The 20,701-nt window shown below is 53.9% G+C and carries 8 protein-coding genes; 7 read left to right on the forward strand and 1 reads right to left on the reverse strand.

From position 1 onward, the window contains the following. The first annotated feature begins 8 nt into the window (after positions 1-8). The 5 genes from EDM21_RS04515 to EDM21_RS04535 all read left to right on the forward strand — a co-directional run bounded on the left by EDM21_RS04515 (position 9) and on the right by EDM21_RS04535 (position 16,153). Positions 9-11,027 (forward strand): non-ribosomal peptide synthetase, encoded by an 11,019-nt coding sequence (locus EDM21_RS04515; RefSeq protein ID WP_157333273.1) that lies wholly within the window; start codon positions 9-11, stop codon positions 11,025-11,027. Positions 11,028-11,220: 193 nt separating this feature from the next. Beyond that, positions 11,221-12,513, forward strand: coding sequence for an MFS transporter (locus tag EDM21_RS04520; RefSeq protein WP_157333275.1), 1,293 nt, complete (start codon positions 11,221-11,223; stop codon positions 12,511-12,513). A gap of 44 nt (positions 12,514-12,557) precedes the next feature. Continuing rightward, on the forward strand, positions 12,558-13,832 hold the full coding sequence (ectB, locus tag EDM21_RS04525; RefSeq protein ID WP_157333277.1) for a diaminobutyrate--2-oxoglutarate transaminase: 1,275 nt from the start codon (positions 12,558-12,560) through the stop codon (positions 13,830-13,832). 256 nt (positions 13,833-14,088) lie between these two features. Then, positions 14,089-14,793, forward strand: coding sequence for a thioesterase II family protein (locus EDM21_RS04530; RefSeq protein ID WP_157333279.1), 705 nt, complete (start codon positions 14,089-14,091; stop codon positions 14,791-14,793). A gap of 157 nt (positions 14,794-14,950) precedes the next feature. Beyond that, on the forward strand, positions 14,951-16,153 hold the full coding sequence (locus EDM21_RS04535; protein WP_157333281.1) for a DUF5780 domain-containing protein: 1,203 nt from the start codon (positions 14,951-14,953) through the stop codon (positions 16,151-16,153). 181 nt (positions 16,154-16,334) lie between these two features. On the opposite strand, the gene EDM21_RS04540 is transcribed toward EDM21_RS04535, so the two are convergent. Then, positions 16,335-17,060 (reverse strand): FadR/GntR family transcriptional regulator, encoded by a 726-nt coding sequence (locus EDM21_RS04540; RefSeq protein WP_157333283.1) that lies wholly within the window; start codon positions 17,058-17,060, stop codon positions 16,335-16,337. A 223-nt stretch (positions 17,061-17,283) separates the two neighbouring features. Here EDM21_RS04540 and EDM21_RS04545 point away from each other — a divergent pair, with 223 nt between their 5' ends. Next, positions 17,284-18,699 (forward strand): FAD-linked oxidase C-terminal domain-containing protein, encoded by a 1,416-nt coding sequence (locus EDM21_RS04545; RefSeq protein ID WP_166541822.1) that lies wholly within the window; start codon positions 17,284-17,286, stop codon positions 18,697-18,699. Next, positions 18,692-20,314 carry a heterodisulfide reductase-related iron-sulfur binding cluster gene (locus EDM21_RS04550; protein WP_166541823.1) on the forward strand — a complete coding sequence of 541 codons (1,623 nt, stop codon included), beginning with the start codon at positions 18,692-18,694 and terminating at the stop codon, positions 20,312-20,314. The genes EDM21_RS04545 and EDM21_RS04550 overlap by 8 nt, the downstream gene beginning before the upstream one ends. Positions 20,315-20,701: the final 387 nt, after the last annotated feature.

Below are 20,701 nucleotides of genomic sequence, written 5' to 3' on the forward strand. Positions count from 1 at the left end.
GAAACCATTTGGAACGGACCATGGCGATTCAGGCCATTTACAACTTAAGCCCGATGCAGGAAGGTATGCTGTTCCATCATTTATTGAATAAGGATTCCCAGGCCTACTTCGAGCAGTTTACCTGTGAGGTGACGGGTACCCTGGATGTAGCGGTGCTGCAGCAGAGTTTCAATTTGCTCATTGGTAAATACGAGATTCTGAGAACCAATTTTCTTCATGAAAATGTAAAAAGACCGAAGCAAGTCGTGTTCAAGGAACGGCCTATCACGATTGCTTATGAAGATATCAGCGGGCAGGACGAGCAGGCCCGTAAACAGCTGATTCAGGAACATATCCGGGAGGACAAGAAGAGTGGCTTTCACCTGGCGAAGGATCTGCTGCTCAGGCTGGCTGTCTGGAAGACGGGCAGCGGGGCTTACACGCTGAACTGGAGCTACCATCATATTCTGATGGATGGCTGGTGCCTGAAGACGATTGTCGATGAGCTTTTTGACACGTACCGGGAACTGAGACAAGGGCTGCCAGTAACGCTGACGCTGACGGATGCGGCTCCCTATGCGAATTACATCAAGTGGCTGGATGCACAGGATCAGGAGGAAGCCCGGGCTTTCTGGAAAGAATACCTGGCAGGCTATGAGACTAAATCCGCTTTGCCCGGGAACAAAGGCAATCTCAAAGAGAACGGCTATACGCAGCGGGATGACGTATTTGCCATCCCCGAAGAGACGGCCCTCCTGCTTGAACGAACCGCAACCGAGAACCAGGTGACTCTGAATACGGTGCTTCAAACGGCCTGGGGTGTTCTCTTGGGACGATATAGCGGATCCGATGATGTCGTCTTCGGGACGGTTTCATCGGGACGACCGGCCGAAGTGGAAGGAATTGACACCATGGTCGGGCTGTTTATCAATACGATTCCGACCCGCATCCGCCTCCGGGAAGAGCAGACTTTTGCGGAGCTGATCCGGCAGGTTCAGGCGGCTTCCGGTGAAACCAAAGAGTATGACTATTTTCCGCTGGCGGAAGTTCAGGCTCTTTCGGTAATGAAGCAGGGTCTGATTGATCACTTGTACGGCTTTCAGAATTATCCGGTCCGTGATGAAGCGGCAGAACCTCTTCGTACGGAAGAATTCCGGATGACCGAGATTGAGGATTACGAGCAGTCCAATTATGACTTTAATGTCATTCTGACACACAGCAGAGGGTTAGAAGTTTTATTCAAATACAACACCTGTGTCTACGACGAAGAGTGGGTTTCCCGTATTGCGGGGCATTATCTGAATGTGCTGCGCGCTGTCGCCGGCAATGCTTCCCTGGAGCTGAAGGATATCGAAATCCTCACACCTGATGAGAAGAAACACCTGCTGGAAAATTTCAACGGGAAGGAAGTTTCCCTTCCTGCGGACACGACAGTGCTAGATTTATTCGAGGCAAAAGTGGAAGATATTCCCGGTAATACGGCAGTTGTCTTCAAGGGGGAGAGCCTTACTTACCGGGAGCTGAACGAACAGGCGAACGTTATGGCCGCTTATCTTCGCGAGCAGGGAGTCGGTCCGGAGAAGATTGTTGCCATCATGCTGGAGCACTCCATCGGAATGATCGTGGGGGTGCTGGCTGTTCTGAAGGCCGGTGCGGCCTATCTGCCTGTAGACCCCGAGTACCCGGCAGAACGCATCAGCTATATGGTTCAGGACAGCGGAGCTGCGCTCCTGCTGACCCGCCGTCAGCATGTGCGGGGACGGGGGATGAACCTGCAGGTGCCCACGCTGGATACAGGCAGTCTGGAACCTGCTCTTGACGCGCATAAATCATCCAATCCGCTGCGCGCAGCGGAGCCCGGTCATCTGGCTTATGTGATCTACACATCCGGTTCTACGGGTAAGCCCAAAGGCGTCATGATCGAGCATCATACTCTCGTTAACATGTCTCTGTGGCACAAGTCATACTACGGTCTCAACGAGCTGGACCGCTGCACCAAATATTTGGGCTTCGGATTCGATGCTTCGGTCAGTGAAATCTTTCCCTGTCTCATTGCAGGCAGTGCGCTGCACATCATCCCGGATGAGATCCGTCTGGATGTGGAGCGGCTCAATGCTTATTACGAAGAGAACGGAATCACGATTACTTCTTTTCCGGCAGCGATTGCCGAGCAATTTATGCGTCTGGAGAACCATTCGCTGACCCGCCTTATTACGGGCGGAGACAAATTGAATTTCTACCGGAAGACCCCGTATAAACTCTACAACAATTACGGTCCGACGGAGAATACGGTTTGCTCCACGTCGTTTGAAGTGATTGGTGAATACCCGAATATTCCAATTGGCAAACCTGTAAATAATGTTAGAGCTTACGTCCTGGATTCCCGCAAACGTCTGCTGCCGGCCGGTGTGCCCGGCGAGCTGTGGCTGGCGGGAGCAAGTGTGGCCCGGGGGTACAGGAACAGTCCGGAGCTGACGGAGGAGAAGTTCACGGCCGATCCGTTCAAACCGGGTGAGCGTATGTACCGAACCGGCGATCTTGTAAGCTGGCTGCCGGACGGGAATCTGGAGTTCCTGGGACGTGTGGACCAGCAAGTGAAGATCAGGGGCTACCGGATCGAACTGGGTGAAATCGAGTCCCTTCTTCTGAAGCAGAAGGAAACCCGGGAGGCTGTCGTTACGGCTTGCGCCAATACACTCGGAGACAAGTTCCTGTGTGCCTATCTCGTGCTGAACAGCGGGATGACGACTCGTGAGCTCAAGGCCAGACTGGCTGCAGAGCTGCCGGAGTACATGATCCCGGCACATTTTATTGTGCTGGATAAGCTGCCGTTGACACCGCATGGCAAAGTAGACCGCAAGGCGCTGCCGGAGCCGGACCAAGCCGCAAGCCCGGGGGCCGACTATGTGGCTCCCCGCAGCGAGGCTGAACACAAGCTGGCTGTAATCTGGCATGAGATTCTCGGTATAGACGTAAGCGGAATCGGGGTAAACAGTCACTTCTTCGAAATGGGAGGCCACTCCCTGCATGCGGTAAAGCTCGTGTCGGCCGTCCGCAAAACCTTCCAGAGTGATCTGCCTCTGACGGGTGTATTCGAGTCGCCGCTACTCGGAGAGATGGCCCGGCTGATCAGCGGCGGTGCAGAAACGCATCAGGCTTACTCTTCCATTGAACGGGTGCACCGGGCCGAGTATTATCCGGTGTCGCCGGCACAAAGAAGGCTCTTTATTCTGGAGCAGCTGGAAGAGCATAGTACGGTTTACAACACGCCATCCGCTATCCGGATCAGCGGAGAGCTGGATGTGGAGCGTCTAAACCAAGTGTTCCAGACGCTTGTTGACCGGCATGAAGCCTTCCGAACTTCGTTCGAACTTGTGGACGCGGAACCTGTCCAGAAAATTAAGGACGAGGTCGAATTTGCAGTCCGTTTCATGGGACAGACGGATGAATCCGGGCTTCCGGTAATGCTGGAAGGGTTTGTTACTCCGTTTGACATAAGCAAAGCGCCTCTCTTCCGCGCCGGTCTTGTCCAAATCACGGAGCGTGAACATGTGCTGCTGCTTGATTTCCATCACCTGATTGCGGACGGTTCCTCCGTCTCCATCCTGGTGGATGAATGGAACGCGCTGTATGCAGGCCAATCTCTGCCTGAGCTGAGCCTGCAGTACAAAGATTACGCGGTCTGGCATCATAAACTCGCGAAGGACGGAATTCTGAAGAAGCAGGAGGAGTACTGGCTGGAGCAGTTCCAAGGTGAGCTTCCGGTGCTGAACCTCCCGGCGGACGGCCCCCGGACACAGGTGCGCAGCTTCGAAGGAGGCAGCCTGTCTGTGAGGCTTGCGCCTGAACTGCTAAAGCGGCTGCATCAGCTTGCCGCTGAGACCGGCACGACTTTCTATATGGTTATGCTGGCAGCTTACGGAATTGTGCTCTCCAAATATACCGGACAAGAAGATGTTATCGTCGGGTCTCCGGCGGCGGGGCGCGCTCATGCGGATCTGGAGCCGATTATCGGAATGTTCGTGAATACGCTGGCGATGCGCAGTTATCCGGCAGCGGGCAAGAATTTCAGTGATTACCTCTCAGAGGTCAAAACAAGCACCTTAGGGGCTTTTCAGAATCAGGATTATCCGTTCGATGAACTCATCGAGCTGCTGGATATTCCGCGGGATTTGGGACGCAACCCTTTATTCGATACGATGCTGGTTGTACAAAATCTGGAATCCGGGGACGTCCGGCTTGAAGGCCTTGAATTAAAACCCTTCGACCTGGAAGCGAACGTGTCTAAATTTGAACTTACCCTTACCGTCATCGAGGATGCGGAAGGCGCCGAGCTTGATACGGAATATGCCGCTAAGCTGTTTCGTCCCGACACGGTCAAAAGATTGATCGGACACTATGTCCGGGTTCTTGAAGAAGTCACCGCAGATCCGTCCGTCAAGCTGGGGGATATTGATCTGCTGACGGCGGATGAGCAGGATGAAATCGTATTTGCCTTCAACCGCAGTGCAGCTGCGTACGACCGAAGCGGGACAATTCCCGGACTGTTCGAGGAACAGGCGGCAAAATCTCCGGATGCGGCAGCGGTTGTAAGCGGAGGAACACAGCTTACTTACGGGGAGCTGAACCGCCTCGCGAACAGACAGGCCCGCGTGCTCAGAGAGCGGGGCGTCCGGCCGGGTACCGTAGCGGCGATCACAGGTGAACGCACCCCCGGCACCATAGCCGCCATCCTGGCGATTCTCAAGGCCGGGGGAGCCTATCTCCCGATTGACCCGTCCTATCCGGCCGACCGGATTGCCCATATGCTCCGGGACAGCGGAGCGGAACTGGTGCTCTGCCCGGCCGAGTTGGCCCCGCAGGCCCGGGAGTGGACGGCGCAGGCGCAGTCAAACGCGCTTATCCTGGAGCTTGATGCGCTCACGGGCCCGGCCGGTACTGCATATGCTAATGACGATTATGGGGCTGCGGACGCAAGCAACCTGCCGCCGCTCGGCTCCAGTCAAGATCTCGCCTATCTGATCTATACTTCCGGCTCGACCGGAGTTCCCAAAGGCGTCATGCTCGAGCATCAAGGCATTCTCAACCTGCAGGTGTTCTTCCGGGAGCAGCTCGGCATCCTGCCGGAAGACCGCATCGTGCAGTTTGCGAGCTTGTCTTTCGATGCCTCTGCCTGGGAGATGTTCATGGCCTTACTGACAGGCGCATCCCTGCATCTGGTTCCGCAGGATACGATCCGGGATATCCCGCTCTTCCAGAGATTTGTGGCTGGTAGCGGCATTACGGTTGCTACACTTCCGCCTACATACGTGGTACATCTGGACCCGGAAGCTATGCCTTCTTTGAGAAAGCTCATTACAGCCGGCTCCGAAACGAACCGAGATCTGGTAGAGGAGTGGAGCCGCAGGCTATCGTACATCAATGCGTACGGCCCGACCGAGTCCACTATCTGCGCAACGATCTGGGAGGCTCCGCAGGATGGGCGGCTGCCGGAGGGCCCGATTCCGATCGGCAAACCGATTGTGAACACCCGCGTCTACATTGTGGACGCAGGCAACCGGCCGGTGCCGATCGGCGTCACCGGGGAGCTGTGTCTCGCGGGAGACGGACTTGCCCGCGGTTACCGCGGCAACGAGTCGCTGACCGCCGAGAAGTTCGTCCCGGATCCGTTCTATCCGGGGGAGCGCATGTACCGGACCGGGGATCTTGCACGCTGGAGCCGGGACGGCAGCGTCGAGTACCTGGGCCGGTCCGACCATCAGGTCAAAATCCGCGGCTTCCGGATTGAAACCGGGGAGATTGAAGCGCAGCTTCTGCGGCATGAAGCGGTCGAAGAAGTTCTGATCCTCGCCCGCAGGGACAGCCTTCATCAAGATTATTTATGCGCCTATGTCGTGTCCGGAGCGGATTGGGCACCTTCGGTCCTGCGTTCTTATTTGGCGAAGTCTCTGCCCGACTATATGATTCCGTCCTTCTTCATCGGGCTGGACCGCATGCCGCTGACACCCAACGGCAAGCCGGACCGCAAGGCTCTGCCGGAGCCGAATACACTTCTTCACAGTGGGGCGGAGTATGTGGCACCCCGTACGGAGACCGAGCGGAGGCTTGCAGCCGTCTGGCAGCACGTCTTGAGACTGGAGCGCATCGGCGTGTACGACAATTTCTTCGACCTCGGCGGCCATTCGCTCAAAGCGGCCTCTCTGATCGCCGGAATTAGCCGGGAGTTCCAGACCAGCTTGCCGCTTAGAGAAGTATTCCAGTCCCCGCTGCTCGGGGAAATGGCGGACAAGATTGGAGCCGCCGCTTCGGCGGGTCTAAGATATGCACCCGTGGAAAGATTGCAGGAAGCGGACTTTTATCCGGTCTCTTCCGCGCAGAAACGGCTGCTGATCCTGAACTCGCTTGATGAAGCCGGCATCGCGTACAACATGCCTACGATTCTCACACTCAGCGGCGAACTCGATTTAAGCAGGCTGAAGGAAGCGTTCCATACCTTAGTCCAGCGGCATGAATCCCTGCGTACATCGTTCCGGCTGGAAGAGGGGGAACCCGTTCAAATCATTCACCAGCAAGTTCCTTTCGCCGTTCAATTTAGTGAGCTGGAAACCGGATCGGAGAGGGAGATCGAACAGGCTGCCGAGGAATTCGTGACTCCGTTTCAGTTGAGCCAGGCTCCGCTGTTTCGGGTTTCTCTTATCAGGGTCAGCAGCGGCAAGCATCTGCTTCTGATTGATATGCACCATATTGTGTCCGATGGGGCCTCGGTGGGACTGCTGGTGAGTGAATTCAACCGGCTTTACCGCGGAGAGCCGCTGCCCGAGCTGACGCTTACCTACAAGGATTACGCGGGATGGCAGGCCAGACAGCTGCAGGACGGCAGTCTGGCGCTGCAGGAGCAGTTCTGGAAGCGGCAGTTTGAGGGTGAGATTCCCGTGTTGAATCTTCCGACCGATGATCCGCGGCCCAAGACTCAGAGTTTCGAGGGAGGGAGTCTTTCCATCCGCTTGGACGGAAGCGCAGGCGCCGCGGTTAAGCAGCTCGTCTCTGAGACGCGCAGCACACTGTACATGGTCATACTGACCGCATACAATGTGCTGCTCTCCAAATATAGCGGTCAGGAAGATATCATCGTAGGCTCTCCTGTTGCCGGCAGGCCGCAGGCAGAGCTGGAGCAGGTGATCGGGATGTTCGTCAATACGCTTGCCTTGCGGAATTACCCTGCAGGCACGAAGACGTTCCGGGCTTTCCTGGATGAGGTGAAGGATCGCACGTTAAGTGCTTTTGAGAACCAGGACTTCCAGTATGAAGAACTGGTGGACAAGCTGAAACTCAAACGTGATCTCAGCCGCAACCCGCTTTTTGATGTGATGCTGGAAGTGCAGAACATCGACATCGGAGACATGGAAATGGAGGGCCTGCATGTAACGCCGTATTCATTTGAATCGACTGTCTCCAAATTTGATATGACCGTCTCGGTTTATGAGGATGCGGAGGGCTTTACGCTGAGTGTCGAATATGCGGCGAAGCTGTTCCGCAGGGGAACGATGGAGCGCCTGCTTCATCACCTTACGAGAATTCTTCAGACTGTAACAGCAAATCCTGATATCCGCCTTGCCAATATCAACATGCTGACGGAGAACGAGGAAAAGGTTCTCCTGACGGATTTCAACGACACGAAGGCCAGTTATCCCCAGAATGCGACCTTGCAGGAGCTGTTCCGGGAACAGGCAGCCCGAACGCCTGACAGCACGGCTCTGGTATATAAGGAAACCACGCTTACGTACCGGGAGCTGAGTGAGAAGACTAATCAGCTGGCGGCTGTTCTGCGGGATAACGGGGTGCAGAGCGGGAGCGTGGTAGCCATTGTGGGTGACCGTTCCTCCGATATGGTAATCGGAATGCTGGGAGTCATGAAGGCAGGAGGAGCTTACCTTCCTATCGATCCGGAGTATCCGCAGGACCGGCTGGATTATGTGCTGGAAGACAGCGGCGCTCAAATTGTGCTGTATCAGTCGATCTATGAAGATAAAGTGCCTGCGGGCATGAAGGCGATGGCTCTGGAGGATAAGGCTACTTACCGGGCAGGGAAGGAGGATCTTCCGGACTGGAATACGTCCTCGGATCTGGCCTATGTGATGTATACGTCGGGTTCTACCGGCAAGCCCAAGGGAGTGATGGTAGAGCACAGAGGTATTGTGAGGCTGGTGCGCAATACGAACTATGTAGAGTTCAAGCCGGAGGATAAGATTCTGCAGACGGCGGCCCAAGTGTTCGATGTAAGTGTTTTTGAAATTTGGGGTGCTCTGTTGAACGGCTCGGAGCTGTACGTAGTGGATAAGTTCACACTGCTGGATCCCTACAAGCTGGGTGAAGCCATCAAGGAATACGGCATCACGATGATGTGGCTGACTTCACCGCTGTTCAACCAGTTATCGCAGCAGAAGCCGGACATGTTCCGTCCGCTGCGTTACCTGATCGTCGGCGGAGATGCGTTGTCCCCCGTGCGGATTAATACCGTCCGCCGTATTTGTCCGAAGCTGACCGTTGTTAACGGGTATGGGCCTACGGAGAACACGACGTTCTCCTGCTGCTTTGAGATTAGCGAAGATTACCCGGACAATATTCCGATCGGATACCCGATCAGCAACTCTACGGCGTATATCCTGAACGCGCACGGAAAGCTGAATCCGATCGGCGTACCGGGCGAACTGTGGGTCGGCGGAGACGGGGTTGCGAGAGGGTATATTAACAAGCCGGAGCTGACGGCGGAGAAATTCATCCCGAATCCGTTCGCGCCCGGTGAACAGCTGTACGGGACAGGAGATTTGGCTAGATGGCTTCCGGGCGGTGCTATCGAGTATCTTGGCCGCATAGACAATCAGGTGAAGATCCGCGGCTTCCGCATCGAAATCGGAGAAATTGAAACCCAGATCCTGCGCCATGAAGCCGTGAAGGAAGCGGCTGTTCTGGTCAAAGAGCAGGGGGACCAGCACAAGTTCCTGTGCGCCTACATTGTGTCGGAGCGGGCCGTAACTGACCGGGAGCTGAAGGATTATTTAGCCGAGCAGCTGCCGGATTATATGATCCCGGCCGTCTTCCTCTTCATGGATAAGCTTCCGCTTACCCAGAACGGCAAAGTGGATAAAAAGGCGCTTCCCGAACCGGAGCATGGCGGTTGGAATGAGAGCGGGTATACGGCGCCGAGAAACCGCGTGGAAAGGACCATTGCGGATGTGTACAGCGAACTGCTCGGCGTAGAGCGTATCAGTATAAGGGCGAATTTCTTCGAGCTTGGAGGCCACTCACTCAAAGCGATCCGCCTGATTGCCAGATTCGCCGAGCTTGGCTGGCCGGTCTCCATCCAGGATGTCTTCACGCATCAGACACCGGAGGATATGGCTGCCCTGATCAGCAGATCAGCAGGCGAACAGGCGCAGAAGATCAGGCAGAAGGCCGAGGCAGCCCAGTTCCTCACCGGACGTCTGGGCAAACCGGTCCGGTATCTGCACTATTACTCCGGGACGAGACAATATGACCTGCTGTCTGTTGAGGAACTGGATGAAAGTATCCGCAGGCAGGCCGAGCAGCTGATTGCCGCGAATATCGGAGCCGAGATTCAGCCTCATTACATTGTGAGAGGGATCAAGGCGGACCTGGGCCCGCAAATTGGCGAAGAGCAGTTTAAGGCGCTGACCGCGCTCCAGGAGCCGGAGGAAGCGGGAATCGCCGGAATTCTGGCGGAAATCGACCAGAGCCAGACACAGTTTGCCGAAGGGATCACGGGTGGAGATGTCGTGGCTCACTACGGAATTTCTCCTTCACAACGGTACCATCTGGCGCACAAGGACATCTCCGGGACGCATATCAGCTTCGATCACTTTGTGGACACGGACCTTCTCCGCAGCGTGATTCATCACCTCATTTGTGCGCAGGAAGTGATGAGAAGTGTTCTGACGGAGGAAGGGGATGAGGGCAGCTGGATGCTTCTGGACAAACCGGAGGCGATTACCCTGCCTTACCTGGACCTCTCGGGTTACGGAGCGGATACCCGAAGACAGGTGCTGCAAGCTGTGATGGAGAACTTCTTCATCCGTACGCATGATCTTGTGGGCTCCTTGATGTACCGAATCCTTCTGGTGAAAGAAAATCTGAAAGAGTATACCCTGCTGCTGCCGTTCTCCCATGCCGGATTTGATTATATGAGCGGGGAAATTCTTCAGAACAAAGTGCGTCGTCTCTATGAGCAGTTCGAGAATGGGGAACAGCTTCGAGAAGAGAAGGGGCACACTTACCTGGATTATATCGCGCAAATATCGAAAGGTCCGTCCGAAACGACGGATGAGCAGCTGGTTTCCAGTCTTGCTCTGGAAAGCTTCCAATTGCAAACGGAGAAGCTTCACCAGTTCTCCCGCCATTTTGACAGCAGCGGTTATACGGTCGTCAACTTCGAGAAGGATGCGGATCAAGCGGCCGGCGGCGATACGGAAGAGCTGTGGAAAGTGGCGATTGGAATAACCCGCGACTTTTTCAGCGAATACTTCGGTGTCCGTCAATTACCTGTCTGGCTTACCAATTATGGCAGGAAATATGGAAGTGAGTCTTTCTTTGAAACTGTCGGGGAATGCATTGATTACATCCCGGTGCTTCTGAATGCGGCCGATGACATCTCTTACTCGGTGAAAGACATCAAGTTCCGACTCGATAAAGCGTCCAGACAAAATATCAACTATGCCAATCTGATGTATAACGGCGCCATGTCAGAAGCATTCGGACAAACCCAGCTGCTTCTCAAAGCAGCCTTCGAGAAATTCCCGCTGAACGTCAACTATCTGGGGGAAATGCCAGAGCTGGAAGATACGGTAAGCGGACTGGATCTTGGAGGAGTAAACTGCGACGAGAAGGATCGTGTGGTCTGCATGGCCTGGCACAGTAAAGGCAAGATCTCGCTGACGATCGTTTTTCCTTACTTGGAGAATCAGGAGAAAGTCAGGAGTCTGCTCGAGCAAGTTTCCCGCGGCTATCTGCTTGCTCTCAGTACGGCCGAGTAGGCAGGGAGGATGCAGGGGCAAATACCGGCAGGTAATCCTTGCAGCAGCGCTTCTAATCTACGTGTATGAGTGTGCTATCTGTTCAGGCGGCGCAGCAAAAGCTAGGGCAAGCTGTTCCGCCAGTCGCTTGATATGTATATAAACCGATCCATGCCGCTTGATTTCTTATCGGGCAGGCAGAAAGGTGTAGAACATGAGAGATACCTCTAACATTATTCTGTTCAGCATAAGCCGTCTGATTTCCGAGCTGGGGACTGCCGTTTTCAAATTCGCCCTCAGCCTCTACGTTCTGGATATTACAGGTTCCGCCAGCTTGTTTGCGACCGTGCTCGGCTTTACGTTTCTCCCCGGCATACTGGTTAATATTTTTGCAGGGGTGTATGTCGACCGGAGCAACAAGAAGAAAGTGATGATCATAAGCGATTTTGCCAGCGGGATATTGATTCTGATCTGTATGGTCATTTTCAGCTACTATCCGGAGAATATCTTTACACTGATTCTATATGCAATCGCGCTTTCAACGATTCAGGCTTTCTTCTCTCTGGCTGTGAACGCCTGTATCCCTGATCTGGTTTCAAAAGACCGCGTTAATGCGATGAATTCCAGCCATCAGGGCATCAATGCTCTATTAAGTATTTTCGGACCGGTCGTCGGGGCGATCGCGTACAGCATGATCGGATTTCACATGATTTTCCTGATCGACGGAATTTCTTTTATCGTCTCCGGAATTCTCATTCTTTTTCTGAAATTCAGACCGAGAAGCACGCCCGCAGAAAAGCACAAGCCGTATTTCGAAAGTCTCCGGGAAATCCGGACGTATATCCGGGACCGGGCCGCCATCAAAAATATCCTGCTTGTTTTCCTGGCTACGAATTTTGTCATCGGACCGGCGATTTCTCTTGTGCTGCCTTATATTATTTACAAACAGTTCCAGATGTCCGCGGAGCAGCTTTCTCTGATTGAAGCGGCCTTGGCTGTCGGGTTTATTGTAGGGGCCATTACCATTGCTATGAAAAGGGTCCATTCGTTCTTTATCAACAAAATTTTTGTCCTTATTCAGCTTCAGGCTCTCATGTTCACCTTATGGATCTTTCCGAAACTGCCGTTTATCGGCCTGGAGGCCAAGTGGGGACTGACTTTCGGCTATATGCTGCTGCTGGCCTTCACGGGGATTTTCCTGGCTATGGGGAACATTCCGATGACCTCGTATGCACAACTGTACATTCCGGAGAAAATCAGGGCGAGTTTCTTCGGAGTGGTGGGAACGGTGACGACTTTGGCCGTGCCTGTCGGGATGTGGATCTACGGTGTCTTGATTGATCTGATTAATTTCTCCTTTATCGTGATCGGATCGGGACTTCTTCTCTTTATTGTAGGCACCATTGCTCACCGGAACAAAGATCTTAGGGAATTCTTCAAGCAGGATCTTGAACCGGAACCGGATGACATCACAGGAACAACTAAGACCAAAACCATAGAGGCTTAATCGTTCGTGCAAGTCCAAATTCGGAGCATGGGGAGGCAATTGAGATGAGTATTTTTGAAGAGTTGGAATCAAATGTGAGGTCCTATTGCAGAAGTTTTCCGGTTGTGTTCGATAAGGCGAAGGACGAGTATCTGTATGCGGATAACGGCCGTGAGTATCTTGATTTTTTTGCGGGAGCGGGAGCCTTGAATTACGGGCACAACAATGAGTTTATCAAGGAAAAAATCATTGATTACTTAAAATCGGATCGTATCATGCATGGTCTGGATATGTATACGAAGGCGAAGGAAGATTTCATCCAGTCCTTTTCCAGTCTTATCCTGAAGCCCCGCGAGCTGGACTACAAGCTGCAGTTCTGCGGACCGACCGGAACGAATGCGGTTGAAGCGGCTTTGAAGCTGGCTCGTAAAGTCACGGGCCGGACCGGCGTGTTTACCTTCATGGGAAGCTTCCACGGCATGTCCATGGGAAGCTTGGCGGTCACCAGCAACAAGGAGAGCCGGGCCGGGGCGGGTCTGCCTCTGGGCAACGCCACGTTCTTCCCGTACGATGGCGGCCCGTTCGCTGAGCTGGACACGATCTGGTATCTGGAGCAGGTTCTCCGCGATACGCATTCCGGGATAGATACACCGGCCGCCATTATTCTCGAAACGGTCCAGGCAGAGGGAGGAATCAACGTAGCCGGTGTAGAATGGCTCAGAAGACTGCGGAACTTATGCACCGAGCACGGAATTCTGCTTATTGCCGATGATATTCAGGTTGGCTGCGGCAGAACGGGCCCGTTCTTCTCTTTCGAGAGAGCGGGAATTACACCGGACATGGTCGTCCTGTCCAAATCAATCAGCGGATATGGCCTGCCGATGTCTCTGCTCTTGCTGAAGCCGGAGCTCGATCAATGGGCCCCGGGTGAGCATAACGGGACTTTCCGAGGCAATCAGCTCGCGTTTGTAGCGGCTAAAGCCGCACTCGAGTACCGGAGGGAATCTCTCCTTGAGGAGCAAGTTATGCACAAGGAGGCTTACATCCGACAGTTCCTGGAGCAGCAGATCATGCCGCTTCACCCCGCTCTTACAATGAGGGGAATCGGTCTCATTTGGGGAATCGATATGGCGGGAGTACCCGATCCGGAAGCGCCGCGGAAGATTGCCAAGCTGTGCTTTGAGAATGGGCTTATTATCGAAAGAGCGGGCAGAAACGACACCGTAATCAAAATCATGCCTCCGCTGATGATTAGTCCGGCTGCACTTAAAGAGGGCTGCGAGATTATCCTCGCAGGTATGCAGACGGTGCTCGGCACCTATAATCTCGTTGCCAATTAATTCAGGAAGAACGGCAAGAACGACACGATAAACACGAGCGGCAATACAAAAGAGCGGTAAGAAATCGAGCAGATTGCGGCAATTGCCCGCAGTCTGCTCTCTGAGCATTCTAAGCGATATCTGCGGTCTCTTCAGTCAAGCGACTGAGAGCGGGCTTGAAGCGCTATCGAAGCGGAAACCTTCCGGATCGTTCGGTAGTCCGGCAAGCTCCGGCTAGAAAAGGTTTTCGTACTATTATATAGAAGGAGTGGAGTAAATGAAGCTGTTCTGTATGCCTTACTCAGGAGCCTCCGCCACGATTTTTACTCCGTGGATCAAGGAAGCTTCGCCGCAGCTGCAAATTGAGCCGGTGGAGCTTCCCGGCAGGGGACGGAGATTCAACAGTCCATTGCTGGATGACATGGACGAGCTCTCGGAGGATGTCGTAAATACCATTGAACGCTCCTTGCAAGATGCGGTACCGTATGCCCTCTTTGGGCACAGCTTGGGATCGCACCTGGCATTTGAAGCGGCTCATCGGTTAATCAAGAGAGGCCAGAAGCCTCCACGGCATGTCTTCTTCTCCGGAGCGCTTCCCCCTAACGTGGAGCGAAGCTGCCGAATTAACCATGAACAGTCTGATCCGGATCTGGTCCGCCAGCTCATTGATCTGGGCGGCCTTACGGATGAGGTCAGTGAAAATAAGGATCTGATGGACATTTTCCTGCCAATAATCCGTTCGGACCTCAAAGCGGTCAATACCCACCGGTATGCCGATAATCCGGCGCCTCTTGCTCTTAATATCTCGGTCATTTATGGAACAGAAGATGAACTGACCACGGGGGACCTCGGGGGTTATCACAAGCTTACGCGGCAGAATTGCAGCATGTATCCGTTAGAAGGCGGGCATTTTTTTATCCGGGACCGAACCCGGGAGATTCTTGAGATCGTCCGTACGGAGCTGCTGCAACCAGTGGGGTAAGGTGAGATTTTGAAGGATTATTTGTGTATATGTGACTAATTGTCTAATTTTTGTAGGTCTATATAACTATCCGTTGGGATATGGTACTATATTTTACGGGAAAAGATTGGTAATTATTATGAATCTTTTTTACGTGAAATAAAACGGAGTGGAAAACATGGATTGTCCTAAATGCGGGGGATTAAATTCGGAGTCATCCAAATTCTGCAATCATTGCGGTCAAAGCTTACTTGAGCCCGTTCAAGAGAATGCCAAGATGGATGGCAGTTCGAAGAAAATAGGCTGGATTGCGGGCGGGATACTGCTGGTTTGTGCAGCTGTTTTTCTGATGATTATGTTATTAAACACCGATGTTGCTAAATTCAAACGAGCAATCAATGATGGAAGCTATAAGGAAGCGGTAGGCATTTACGAGGATAAGATCATGGAAAAGCCGGATGATAAGAAAAAGGCAGAAGACTTTATTCAGAATGAAATCGATAAAATCGTGGCAAGTTTTAAAGAAAAAAAGACAGATTACGAGACAGCGAATTCTGAATTGGAAGCTCTAAAAAGTGCCAAAGTGATCTCTGGTAAAGTATCAGAAGCCTCATCTGCAGTTACCCGGTTAAATGACTCCCGGACAGCCTATGCAAAAGGGGCGGCATTCCTAAATGAGAAAAATATCAAGGCTGCGATTCCCGAATTTAAAAAAGTGATCCAAGAGGACGCGGATTACAATGCGGCTCAGGAATCGATGAAGAATTCGATACAAACCTATAAGGAAGCAATCCTGAAGGAAATCGATGAATCAGCTCAAAGTAATGACTTTGCCAAAGCAATAACTATGATTGGGGAAAGCCTGTCTTTAATTCCTGATGATCCGGAGATTTCAGCTAAGAAAGCTGTGTATGAAAAAGCTAACGAAGAGAAAAAAGCGGCGGAACGGAAAGAAAAGCTGGAAGATGCCAAAAAGAAGCAGGAAGTAACCGTGGAAAGCTCAACCATCATCGCTCAAAGCTCAGAGTACAAGACACTCTATCCGGATATGATACAAGTCCATGTCAGAAACAACACGGAAAAGACGGTGAAAAATATCAAAGTCGCTTCTTTAGGTTATGACGGTAATGGTTTGCCTATCAAAATTAAATCCCAATTTGGCAGTGCGGACTCTGAATTTAAGGGCATTGCTGAAAATGTGAATATCATCCCTAACGCCACTTACGGAAAAGGAAAAGGGTGGTCGCTGGATGACCCGCATGGAATCAAAACGGTTCTGTCTTGTGTAAGCGAAGTAGAATACTACGATGGATCTAAATGGATGAACCCCTATTATGAATATTGGCTGGAAGAATATAAAGAAAAACCCCTGAAACAATAGAGATCAAGAGTATATCCAAAACAGGCAGTGCCGAGTAAGTGTTGACTCGGCACTGCCTGTTTTTTAATAGGCTCAAAGATTTAGGCTGCTGCTTATAGCTCTGTGCTTAAGAAGCAGGCATGATCTCAATAATCGTAAAGGTGCAGCGGTGTATAAAATTATGCGCATCCTCTGCAAGGGGTCAGATCCCGGCGCCCTTCTCGCCAAGCACCTGCTCGACCTTGGCGATGTGCAGCTCCATGCGCGCCGAGGCTTCGGCGCCGTTGCGGGCGGCTATCGCGTCATAGATAGCCTGGTGCTCGCGCAGCAGACGCTCCGCGGACGAGCGCTCTGCGTAGAACCAGAGCGCCCGCGTGTCCCTCATGCTGTCGTGCAGCTTCTGCGACAGCGAGCCCATCAAATCGGCGAGCACCGGGTTGTGGGTGGCGGCAGCCATTTGCTGGTGAAACCGGACATCGGCCTGCTCGCTGCGCGTTTCGTCGCCCAGATGAGCCTCCATCTCGCGAAGGGTACCCGCGAGATCGCTCAGGTCGGCTTCCGACCGGTTCCGCGCGGCAAGAGAAGCGCATCCGGTCTCCAGCACGCGCCGGACTTCGAGAATCTGGCGGAGTGAGGCCGCCCGGTCTACCCATGATTCGGGGTGCAGGAGGCCGGGATGCTGCGGCTCTGCCGCGGCAGCTTTCACGAAGGTTCCGCCGCCCTGCCGGATATCGAGCATGCCCATGGCCTTCAGCGCACTAAGCGCTTCCCGCACGGTCGAGCGCCCCACGCCATACTGCGCGGCCAGATCAACCACGGAGGGAAGCCGCTGCCCGGTCGCAAGACGGCCCTCTTCGAGCTGCTTCCGGATATCGCTCATGACCCATTCATGGCTTTTCAAAGGCCGTCCGCTGCTGTTCGTCTCCATGTAATTGCCTCCATACCTTATTTTTAAAAAATCCGCTTCCGGTTGATTTATTTTAGTGTATACTTATTCGTAAAGAAAGTCATCAGATGACCTGACTAATTTTTATATAATTAAATGAAAACGCTTATCATTGATTAAGTTGTACCGGTGGGCTTACCACCTGAAATCCGCCTATTCTTATGTTCATCTAATGATTGTACTTCCATTAAAGGGGTGTCTGATTGTGCTGCAGGAAGAAGTTAAACAGAAGCTGACCGCTATTCTCGGGCCCGGTAGATTCAAAGACGATCCGCAATCGCTCGTTACCCATTCGTATGACGGGACTCCGATGCTGCAGTCTCTGCCGGATGCGGTTATCTACCCGGAACGGACGGCCCAAGTGTCGGAAGTCATGAAAGTGCTGAGTGAATACCAGGTTCCGCTTATCAGCCGGGGATCGGGTACGAATTTGTGCGGGGGAACTGTGCCTGTCGAAGGCGGGATCGTGATGGTCATGCACCGGATGAACCGTATTCTTGAAGTCGATATGGAGAATCTGACGGCTATCGTGCAGCCGGGACTGAACACCAAGGAGTTCATTCTGCACGTGGAGTCGCTGGGGCTTTTCTATCCGCCGGATCCGAGCAGTATGTCGATTTCGACGATCGGCGGAAATATTGCCGAATGCTCAGGCGGGCTGCGCGGTTTGAAATACGGCACGACCAAAGACTACGTCATCGGACTGGAAGCCGTGCTGGCAAGCGGGGAAGTGATCCGTACCGGCGGCAAGCTGATGAAGGACGTAGCTGGTTATGACTTGACGAAGCTGCTGGTCGGTTCGGAGGGCACGCTCGCCGTTATTACGGAAGCGACCCTTAAGCTGATCCCGCCGCCGAAGGCGAAGAAAACGATGCTGGCGATGTATAAGGATTTGTACGGTGCCGCGCGTACGGTATCGAAGATTATCGAGAATCAGATTATTCCCGCCACGCTGGAGTTTCTCGATAATTCGACGATCCGCGTGGTGGATGATTTTGCGAAGCTGGGTCTGCCGCTGGATATGGAGGCGATTCTGCTAATCGAACAGGATGGCGACCCGGAGGCGGTCGAGCGTGACATCGCGCTGATCGAATCGATCTGCCGCAGCGAGAATGCCGACCGGGTTGAGGTAGCTGCGAGCGAGGAGGAAGCGCTCAAGCTGCTGACGGCAAGGCGGAGCGCTTTTACGGCGCTGGCCAGGCTCAGACCGACCACGATTCTGGAGGATGCTACCGTTCCGCGCTCCAAAATCGCCGATATGGTCATGGAGATTAACCGCATCGCGAAGAAACATCAAGTAACCATCTGTACTTTCGGCCACGCCGGTGACGGCAACCTGCACCCGACAGCGACGACCGATGCAAGGGATGCGGAGGAAGTGCACCGGGTCGAGGCCGCGTTCGCGGAGATCTTCGAAGCCGCCATCAAACTTGGGGGCACAATTACCGGAGAGCACGGTGTCGGACTCGTTAAAGCGCCTTTCCTGGAATGGAAAGTGGGCGCGGCAGGCATTCAGGTAATGAAGGGGATCAAACAGGCGTTTGATCCGCTGAATCTGCTTAATCCGGGCAAAGTATTCGCCAAAGAATCCCGCAAAAGGGTGGTGATCGACCGTGGCTGAACAGGCAGCATGCACCACGAATAATCCGCTGACAGAGAAGCTGAAGCTGCGCCTCGACCAGGATCAATTAACGAATTGTATGCGCTGCGGGTTCTGTCTGCCGGCCTGTCCGACTTTCCGGGAAACCGGAATCGAAGCGGAATCGCCGCGGGGCAGAATCGCATTGATGAAAGCCGTCACCGACGGAATCATGGAGCCGGACGCGGCGTTCGAAGAACAGATGAACCACTGTCTCGGATGTAGAGCCTGCGAGCCTGCTTGTCCGGCGGATGTGAAATACGGACAGCTGATCGAGCAGGCCCGAGACGCGATCGAAGATCATACCAGCTCCCACCGCGGTTGGGTGAAGCTGGCGAGGAACACGGCGTTCAAGGCCGTGTTCCCCAAGCAGAGCCGCATGCGTCTGGTAGGAGGAGCGCTGGGCTTGTACCAACGCTCGGGCCTTCAGAAGCTGACGCGTGCCGCCGGCATCATGAAGATGTTCCCGGCGCATATGCGCGATATGGAAGCGATTCTGCCGGAAGCTTCCGCTAGCGGCGTCATCGACCGGATCGGCGCGCGCCATGCAGCCGCCGGGGAGAAGATCGCCACGGTCGGGCTGTTCCGGGGCTGCATCATGGACGTGATGTTCACGGACACCAACGTGCATACGGTGGAACTGCTGACCCGCGCAGGTTTCGAGGTGTTCATTCCTGAGGCGCAGAACTGCTGCGGCGCTCTGCATGCGCACAGCGGGGAAACCGGCGGAGCCCAGTCGCTGGCCCGGGGCAATATCCGGGCTTTCCGGGATGCAGGCGTAGACTACATCGTGTCCAATGCAGGCGGCTGCGGAGCTATCCTGACGGAATACGATCACCTGCTGCATGATGATGCGGAGTGGAAGGAAGGCGCAGCCTGGTTTGCCGAGCGGGTCAAAGACATCAGCGACCTGCTTGTGAACGCCGGCCGGCTGCCGGAATTCGCCGAGCAGGGCTGCGCCGCCGCTGCGGCGGGCCGCACAGAGCAGCTCTCCGGCACGGTGCAGTCTGCTCCGGCAGGAGCAGCGGACATGGGCGGCGCAGGAAGCGGAGCGGCTGGCATCGGCAACACTGCCGCCGCTTCTGAAGCGGCCGCAGCTGCATCCGCCGAGGCCGCTGCCAGTGCAACCGGCTCCCGGGCAGCCGTTGCCGGTTCTTCAACGGCCGCCGCTGAGGATGCCAGCACGGCCGCCCAGACGGAGGGGCAGCCGGTTACTCCGTCCGCCCCGGCCGAGAAGATTCGCATCACTTACCAGGATTCCTGTCATTTGCGCAATGTGATGCGCTCGTCCGATGCTCCTCGGCGTCTGATGCGCCAGGTTGCCGGCGTTGACTACGTCGAGATGGTGGAATCGGACCGTTGCTGCGGTTCGGCGGGCATTTATAATTTGACGCAGCCGGAGATGGCGGATCAGATCCTTGGCCACAAGATGGAGCATGCGAATGCGACGCAGGCTCAGATTATGCTGACGAGTAATCCGGGCTGCCTTCTGCAGATGAAGCTGGGGGTAGAGCGGTACGGAAACGGCAGTATGAAAGTCATGCATGTGGTAGACTTTCTTCACGAACGGATGCAGGAGAAACAAGGCTCCAAGTAAGGCCTCCAAGTAAGGTCATTTCAGAGCAAGCCTATCGCAAGACAGCCCAAAATGGCTCAGCATAGGAGCAGGCAAGAGAAGAAGAGCGGGAGGATTGTCTCTCCGTTCTTTTTTTGCGTGAGCGGATGAGGAGTCTTTACTGGAGTTTGACGACTGGATAAATAAGGGTTGACATTGTAAATGTAAGCGCTTATATTTTAGTTGAAGATTACAAACATCAATGGCTGCGGGTATGCTGCAAAAAAATTCGTTAACGGATTTGTGGTGGCAGGGCGGTTATTTTTTATGCACAAAAGTTAAAGCGCTTTAATATTTGTAAAATGCTGATGCCGATGCCGATGCCGATGCCATGCCAATGCCGATGTCAGTGTCAGTGCCAGTGCCAGT

The organism is Paenibacillus lutrae (assembly GCF_009757775.1).
Taxonomy (GTDB): Bacteria; Bacillota; Bacilli; order Paenibacillales; family NBRC-103111; genus Paenibacillus_F; species Paenibacillus_F lutrae.

What these genes read in the sequence shown, in the direction of transcription:
- EDM21_RS04520 (WP_157333275.1), top strand. Translation starts at nt 11,221, where the DNA reads ATGAGAGATACCTCTAACATTATTCTGTTCAGCATAAGCCGTCTGATT.
- EDM21_RS04535 (WP_157333281.1), top strand. Translation starts at nt 14,951, where the DNA reads ATGGATTGTCCTAAATGCGGGGGATTAAATTCGGAGTCATCCAAATTC.
- ectB (WP_157333277.1), top strand. Translation starts at nt 12,558, where the DNA reads ATGAGTATTTTTGAAGAGTTGGAATCAAATGTGAGGTCCTATTGCAGA.
- EDM21_RS04530 (WP_157333279.1), top strand. Translation starts at nt 14,089, where the DNA reads ATGAAGCTGTTCTGTATGCCTTACTCAGGAGCCTCCGCCACGATTTTT.
- EDM21_RS04540 (WP_157333283.1), bottom strand. Translation starts at nt 17,060, where the DNA reads ATGGAGACGAACAGCAGCGGACGGCCTTTGAAAAGCCATGAATGGGTC.